At 64.2% G+C, this 7,072-nt stretch carries 6 protein-coding genes and 1 pseudogene; 6 read left to right on the plus strand and 1 reads right to left on the minus strand.

Annotation, left to right across the window (positions count from 1 at the left end; translation table 11 throughout):
• A pseudogene (locus EN893_RS12265) lies at window positions 1–730 on the minus strand (glucan 1,4-alpha-glucosidase); the annotation flags it as partial.
• A 331-nt stretch (window positions 731–1,061) separates the two neighbouring features.
• Between EN893_RS12265 and EN893_RS12270 the strand changes: the two are divergent.
• The 6 genes from EN893_RS12270 to EN893_RS12295 all read left to right on the plus strand — a co-directional run.
• Window positions 1,062–2,333 (plus strand): histidine kinase, encoded by a 1,272-nt coding sequence (locus EN893_RS12270; RefSeq protein ID WP_127267463.1) that lies wholly within the window; start codon window positions 1,062–1,064, stop codon window positions 2,331–2,333.
• The gene (locus EN893_RS12275) at window positions 2,333–3,055 is read left to right on the plus strand and encodes a response regulator transcription factor (protein WP_127267464.1); all 723 of its coding nucleotides are present in this window, start codon (window positions 2,333–2,335) and stop codon (window positions 3,053–3,055) included. Before EN893_RS12270 ends, EN893_RS12275 begins: the two co-directional genes overlap by 1 nt.
• Window positions 3,056–3,168: 113 nt before the next feature.
• Window positions 3,169–4,137 (plus strand): YihY/virulence factor BrkB family protein, encoded by a 969-nt coding sequence (locus tag EN893_RS12280; RefSeq protein WP_245456784.1) that lies wholly within the window; start codon window positions 3,169–3,171, stop codon window positions 4,135–4,137.
• 192 nt (window positions 4,138–4,329) lie between these two features.
• Window positions 4,330–5,223 carry an SMP-30/gluconolactonase/LRE family protein gene (locus tag EN893_RS12285; RefSeq protein ID WP_245465935.1) on the plus strand — a complete coding sequence of 298 codons (894 nt, stop codon included), beginning with the start codon at window positions 4,330–4,332 and terminating at the stop codon, window positions 5,221–5,223.
• Between the two features lie 96 nt (window positions 5,224–5,319).
• Entirely contained in the window at window positions 5,320–6,333 is a 1,014-nt protein-coding gene (locus tag EN893_RS12290; protein ID WP_023811211.1) for an ABC transporter substrate-binding protein, read from the plus strand.
• A 49-nt stretch (window positions 6,334–6,382) separates the two neighbouring features.
• Window positions 6,383–7,072 (plus strand): ATP-binding cassette domain-containing protein (locus EN893_RS12295; RefSeq protein ID WP_164900818.1); only part of this gene is annotated, 690 nt, incomplete at its 3' end.

Consider the following 7,072-nt stretch of genomic DNA (forward strand, 5'->3'; position numbering starts at 1 on the left):
CCTCAGGCGTCGCGCCAAATCCCAGCGCCAGCAAAGCCTTGGTCCTGGTCGCGGAAAAGCCGATCTCGCCCGTCAGCGCAACATTGCCGTCCTCGGCCCGCTGGTATGCAGCGTCGAGCTCACCTGTATTGTGGAGTTGCTGCCAACCGTCGGAAAAGCCGACATAGCCGGCCGAACCGGTTCGCCAGGGCAGCGACGAGGCCAGCGCCAGGCAAGAGCCGCGCCCCGAGGCGAACAGCATGGGCTTTCCCTCGTGCTCGCCGACCCAGGCGGTGTTGCCCATGCCGGCATTGACCAGATGCGGCGCCAGAAGCGCGTAGACGCGGTAGTCACCGGGCACCCCTTTCAGCGCCGTGAAGGTGATTTCCTGCAGCAGCGCCGGGCGCTCCGGGTCGGCGAGGATACGCTTTTCGATCCGCCAAGCGCCGTCATTCGCCGTATTGACCAGCCTGTAGGCGGGCACGCCGTCCTCGAACGGTTCGATCGTATGCCCGGCATCGCGTTTCTCTTCCGAAAAATAGCCGCCGGGACCGGTGACGATCAAGCCGAGGTCGCGGGTGCAGGCGCTGTCGACGCGCGGATAGTAGACTTCGTTGAGGATGCCGTGGCTGATCGTAAACCAGATCCGGCCGGCCGGCGAAAGCGACGTTCCGACGCCACTCTTGGCGCTTGATGTCCAGCGCGCCGGGATCCCCGGGGCGCCCGGAGCAACGTTTTGCGTCACTGGCATTCTGTTTCGCTCTCCTGGCCTCCTCCCTAGACCAGGACGCGAACCCTTTACAATCATTGCACCGCAAGTTGATCGGCCGGTCCAACGGCAGGGCAACGAACTCGGGCTGACGGGTTTCTTCGGAGCCTTCGCCCGCCATTGGCTGACGGAGCATCAAGCGAACAACCCGCCTGTGCGGCGGGTCACTGGCGCAAATCAGCACCATGGACAAAAATGTACCATAGCTGAGGTCACCGAGTCAAGAAAAAATTCCTATAGTCAACGGCGCCGTCGTTGACAGCGGCGGCGGCATGCGTCCACTATTTCGCGGCACGGGAGGATCGTGAAAGCAATGGCGGAAGTGTCCCTGGTCCTGATCGACCGGCTGCTGGCGATATCGCGGGCGCTTGCCGGCCATATCGATCCCGGCACGGCGTTCCGCGCGACCGCCATCGAGATCGGCACGCTCATCCCGCACGACCATATCGATCTGGCTGTGCTGTCTCACGATGGGCGCATGCATGCCTGCTACGAAGCCGGTTTCCACACCAGTTGGAGCGAGCTCGCCCAGCATCCGGTGGAAGGCAGTCCGATTCGCTTCGTGTTGTGGGGCAAGACGCCTTACCTGTTGTCGGACAACGCGCTTGTCGACGACCGTTTTCATTTTGCCGGCGCTTTCGACGAGCCGATTTTCGCGGCCAAGCTGCGCAGCCGCATCATCGTGCCGCTCAGGGCGCGCGGTAGCGTCATCGGCGCGCTCAACATCAGTCGGCACGAAATCGGCTGCTACACGCTTGCCGATGTCGCGGTCGCCCAGCAATGCGCCGATCTGATCGCGCCCTATATCTTCGCGCTGATCCAGACCGAGGAGGCGCGCCGCGCCATGCTGGCCGAGAGCGAGGCGCGCAACCGCGTCGAACTGCTGCGCGTAGGCGCCTCGCAATTGACCGAGGGCATGGAGCGCGAACGCCGCCGCATGGCCATGGACCTGCACGACCAGACGCTTGCCGATCTCGCCCGCATCGCGCGCCAGCTTTCGGCCTTGCGCGGCCAGGGCGTGGCGCGGGCCGCGCAGCTTGCCGACCTCGAGCAGGAGGTCGCCGGCTGTCTGACGGAACTGCGCCACATCGTCGACGCCATGCGGCCGAGCGTGCTCGAACTGTTCGGCCTGCGCGATGCGGTCGAAGCGCATCTCAACCGCAGTGTCAGCAAGGCCAAGCCGCCGATCGCCGTGCGCATCGCCGACACCAGCGACGGCGGCGCCGACAGTTTGCCGGAGCCAGTGCGGACCGCGCTCTACCGGATCGTGCAGGAAGCGATCAACAATGCCGTTCGCCATGCCGCGCCGCACCGCATCGACGTGCTGCTGGCGTCGACCGCAAGCGTGCTGCGGGTGATCGTGACGGATGACGGCCAGGGCTGCGGCACCGTCGACCCGGCTGCGTATGGCGGCATCGGCCATATGCACACGCGGGCAGCCCTTATTGGGGCGCGGCTGCGCATCGGCCAGGCCGGCCGCAAGAACGGCGGCACCCGTGTCGTCGTCGAGATCGACCGCCAGCCGTCGCGAGAATTGGCGGCGGCAGCGGTGCCTGGCGAGTTCGCCGTATCGGAGGCCATGTGATGCTTGTGATGATCGCCGAGAATGACGGGCTGCACCGTAGCTTCGCGCGGCGGACGGTGGAGCAGCTGTGGCCCGGCGACGTCGAGGTGATCGAGGCGAGCGACGGCGAGGACGCCATCAACCTGGCGGCCCAACGCGAGCCACTGCATGTCGTGCTCGATTTGCAGATGCCGAAGGCGACGGGAATCGAAGTTGCCAAGGCGATCTGGAACCGCCGCGCCGGCACGCACATCCTGTTCTGGTCGAATTTCGCCGACGAAGCCTATGTGCGCGGCGTGGCACGCATCGTGCCGCCCGGTTCGGTCTACGGCTATGTGCTCAAATCGGCGACGGAGGAGGGCATGCGGTCCGCGCTGCGCGGGGTTTTCCGCGAAGGCCACTGCATCATCGACCGCGAGATCCGCGGCATCCAGCACCGCGTGCAGGACAAGTTCGAGGGCATCACCGACGGCGAATATGAGAGCCTGATCGACATCGCGCTCGGCCTGACCGACCGGGCGATCGCGGCGCGGCGCGGCCTGTCGATCCGTGGTGCGCAGAGCCGCATCAAGCATGTCTATGACAAGCTCGGCATCGTGCCGGCGGACGACGGCGCCGGCGATGCTTCCGTGTTCAACTCGCGGACGCGGGCGATCTATCTCGCCATGGCGCGTGGCCTGATCAACATCGACGCACTGCGCCGCGAACAGGACCGGCTCGATGCCTGGCTGGCGGAGCACTGAACAGCGGCGGCCACGCCCCGGAACTTCGGAAGGTCAGGCGCATTGCTAGTGAACGCCAACTCAATGCCTGCGGACCCGAAGTGCGACCCTCAATCACAGATTCATGGCATCTGGTGCGTGAAAGCATAGTCGGCTTCATCAACGACAATGCGCTTAGCCATGGTGCTGCGATGGCTTTCTATGCCACCACCTCGCTGGCGCCGATCTTGCTGATCGTGGTTGCGATTGCTGGTCTCGTCTTCGGCCACGATGCCGCACAATTGGCCTTGTCCGCGCAGATATCAGGGCTGATGGGACCGGAAAGCGCCGATCTCCTGAAGACTGCGCTGGAAAGTGCATCCGACAGTCTGTACGGCACCTGGGCCGCGATCATAGGGCTGGTCACCTTGCTGGTGGCCGCGTCTGGTGTCTTCGGCGAAATGCAGCAATCGTTGAACACGATCTGGAAGATCGAACCGCAAGGCAATTCCCTGTCGCGTCTGGTGCGGGCGCGGGCCGCCAGTCTGGGGTTGGTGGCCGCACTCGGGTTCCTGTTGCTGGTCTCTCTCATCGCAAGCACTGCGATTTCGGCACTGGGCGATTTCATCAACGCCTATCTGCCGTTCGGAACGATCATACTCAGCGGGATCAATGGCGTCGTTTCGTTTGCACTTATCTCGGTGATGTTTGCCGCCATCTACAAGGTTCTACCCGATCGAACCCTGGAATGGCGCGATGTGGCAATTGGCGCTATCGGGACCGCGGCCCTGTTCACACTGGGGAAATCGCTTATCGGCTGGTATATCGGCACCAGCGCGGTTGCGTCTTCGTATGGCGCCGCCGGCGGCCTGCTCGTCATACTGCTCTGGGTTTACTACTCGTCGGAAATTTTCCTCCTCGGTGCCGAGTTCACGCGCGCCTATTCCGTTCGGCACGGCAGCCGGTCCGATCTGAAAACCTTGGTTCACAGCCCTTTACCCGCGCAGCACGACTCGGCTCGAACACAACAGGAGTCCAACGCTGCAGGCGTGGTCGTGCTCGTGGCTGTGGCGTGCGCGAGCGCAACCTTGACCGCGCTTTTGCGGAGTGGTCGCCGGCCCTGATCTGACGTCGTCGCTATCCCGTGCTCGATAGGCACGGCCGACTGTGCAAACGCACAGTCGGCCGTGCGCTTTGACCCGTATCGGCTCGTCGGTACCGCGCCTACGCTCTGCCCCAACAAGAAGCCTATATCGGGAAGCGCTCATGCCATTTGTCACCATGCGGAGTAGCACGGCTGTTCGCGCCGGGAGCCGATGATGTCGGTGTCGGCGCGTGCGCGCCATTCCGGCTTCGACGACGTCGTCGGCGATGCGACCATTGAGACCCTGGCGAGCGGCTTCGGCTTCCTCGAAGGGCCGGTCTGGCACCCCTACGAGAAATGGCTGGTCTTCTCCGACATTCCGGAAAGCCGGATCTATCGCCGCAGTGCCGAAGGCGAGATCGAGCTGTTCCGCGCGCCGAGCCACAAGGCCAATGGCAACACGCTGGACCGCCAGGGGCGGCTGGTCACCTGCGAGCACGCAACGAGCCGGGTGACCCGCGCCGAACCCAACGGCAGCGCGACGGTGCTTGCCACGCACCATCAGGGCAAGCAGCTCAACAGCCCGAACGACATCGTCGTTGCCACCGGCGGATCGATCTATTTCACCGATCCGGGCTATGGCCGGAGGGAATTCTATGGCGTGCCACGGCCACAGGACCTGCCGTTCCAGGGCGTCTATCGCATCGATGGCGATGGCGCCCGGCTGACATTGCTGGCTGACGATTTCGGGCAGCCGAACGGGCTGTGCTTTTCGCTGGACGAGTCGCGGCTGTTCATCAACGACACCGAACGCGGGCATATCAGGGTGTTCGGCGTCGAAGCCAATGGCGACCTCGATGGCGGCGCGGTGTGGGCAGTGACCGAGGGCGAGGGGCCGGGGGCGCCCGACGGCATGAAGATCGACAGCCGCGGCAATCTTTACTGCACCGGACCCGGCGGCATCCACATTTTCGACGCCTCGGGCGCCATTCTTGGCGTCATCCGGACGCCCGAGGATTGCGCGAATTTCACCTTCGGTGACGACGATCTGCAAAGCCTCTACATCACCGCGTCGACGTCGCTGTACCGGCTCAGGGTGCGCGTGCCGGGATTGAGACTGTTTTGAGCTCGCGACAATCCGTGCTCAAATCAGAGTTGGGAGTGAGGCCGGGGTCAAAGCCGGTGGGAATGCAGCAGTCAACACATCTGGGAGGATAACGACATGAAGAAACTGTTCGTTCTGGGCGCTCTGGCGGCAATGCTCGCCTCGGGCACGGCGCTGGCCGACACCAGTGGCAAGAAGATCGCTTTTTCCAACAATTATGCCGGCAATTCCTGGCGGCAGGCGATGCTCGACAGCTATGGCATTGTCACCAAGAAGGCGGTCGCCGACAAGATCGTCGGCGCGGCCGACATCTTCACCACCGCCGACAAGGAGGTGCCGACACAGGCGGCGCAGGTGCAGAACCTGATCCTGCAGGGCTATGACGCGATCGTCATCAACGCGGCCTCGCCGGATGCGCTCAACGGCGCCATCAAACAGGCCTGCGATGCCGGCATCGTCGTCGTCTCCTTCGACGGCACCGTGACCGAACCTTGCGCCTACCGTGTCGTCGTAGACTTCAAGGACATGGGCAAGCAGGAAATCGAGCAGATGGCCAAGTTCCAGCCCAAGGGCGGCAATCTGCTGGAAATCCGTGGCCTTGCCGGGACCTCGATCGACGATGCCATCCATGCCGGCATCCTCGAAGGTGTCGCCGCCCATCCCGAGTTCAAGATCGTCGGTTCGGTGACCGGCGACTGGGACCAGACGACAGCGCAGAAGGCGGTGGCAACCATCCTGCCGTCGCTGCCCGACATCGTCGGCGTCGTCGACCAGGGCGGTGACGGTTACGGCGCGGCCCAGGCCTTCGCCGCCGCCGGCAAGCCGCGCCCGACCATCATCATGGGCAACCGCCAGGACGAGCTGCAGTGGTGGAAGGAGCAGAAGGACAAGGACGGCTACCAGACCTGGTCGGCTTCGATCGCGCCCGGCGTGTCGTCGCTCGCCTTCTGGGTGGCGCAGCAGGTGCTCGACGGCCGCACCGACATTCCGCACGATCTGCTGGTGCCGTATCTGGCCTTCACACAGGACGATTTCGAGGCCGAGCTGCCGAAGATCCCCAAGGGCGGCGTCGCCAGCCACGAATACACGCAGGAAGACGCGATCGCGGCCATCAAAGCCAACATCAAGTGAGCCTTGAACAAGCGTTGCCCTCCGGATCATCGAGCGGATATCGTTGAGCATGCCTGAAGGGAACGCTGACATCATCAGACTGAACGGCGCCGAAAAGCATTTCGGCGCCGTTCGCGCGCTGGGCGGCGTCGATTTCCATGTCGGCCCCGGCGAGTGCGTTGGTCTCGTCGGCCACAATGGCGCCGGCAAATCGACGCTGATGCACATGGTGGCTGGCACGCTGGTGCCCGACAGTGGCAAGATCGGCGTGCATGGCGACACCGAGGACAACTACTCGGTGTCGCGGGCGCAGCAGCTCGGCATACGCTGCGTCTTCCAGGAACTGTCGCTGTGCCCCAACCTCAGCGTCGCCGAGAACACGCGCATCAACCACGCGTCGCTGCGCGGCTTCGGCTGGCGGCGCAAGGCGGCGGATCTGATCGCCGCCAAGCTCGACGAGATCTTTCCGGGCCACAGCATTTCGGCGTCCGATATTGTCGGCGATCTGTCGATCGGCCGGCGCCAGATGGTGGAAGTGGCGCGCGCCTTCACCGTCACTCAGGATCGGCTCGACCTCGTCATCCTCGACGAGCCGACATCGTCGCTCGATGCGCATACGGCGGGCCAGCTGCTGGCCTTCGTGCGCCGCTTCGTCGCCGGCGGCAAAAGCTGCATCCTGATCTCGCATGTGCTGGGTGAGGTGCTGCGCAACGCCGATCGCATCGTGGTGATGCGCGACGGCAAGGTGGTTGTCGCCGAC

Origin of the sequence: Mesorhizobium sp. M7A.F.Ca.CA.004.04.2.1 (assembly GCF_004022825.1) — a bacterium.
In the GTDB taxonomy this organism is placed as follows: Bacteria; Pseudomonadota; Alphaproteobacteria; order Rhizobiales; family Rhizobiaceae; genus Mesorhizobium.

Coding starts and splice junctions, on each gene's coding strand:
- EN893_RS12270 (WP_127267463.1), top strand. CDS start 1,062: ATGGCGGAAGTGTCCCTGGTCCTGATCGACCGGCTGCTGGCGATATCG.
- EN893_RS12275 (WP_127267464.1), top strand. CDS start 2,333: ATGCTTGTGATGATCGCCGAGAATGACGGGCTGCACCGTAGCTTCGCG.
- EN893_RS12285 (WP_245465935.1), top strand. CDS start 4,330: ATGATGTCGGTGTCGGCGCGTGCGCGCCATTCCGGCTTCGACGACGTC.
- EN893_RS12290 (WP_023811211.1), top strand. CDS start 5,320: ATGAAGAAACTGTTCGTTCTGGGCGCTCTGGCGGCAATGCTCGCCTCG.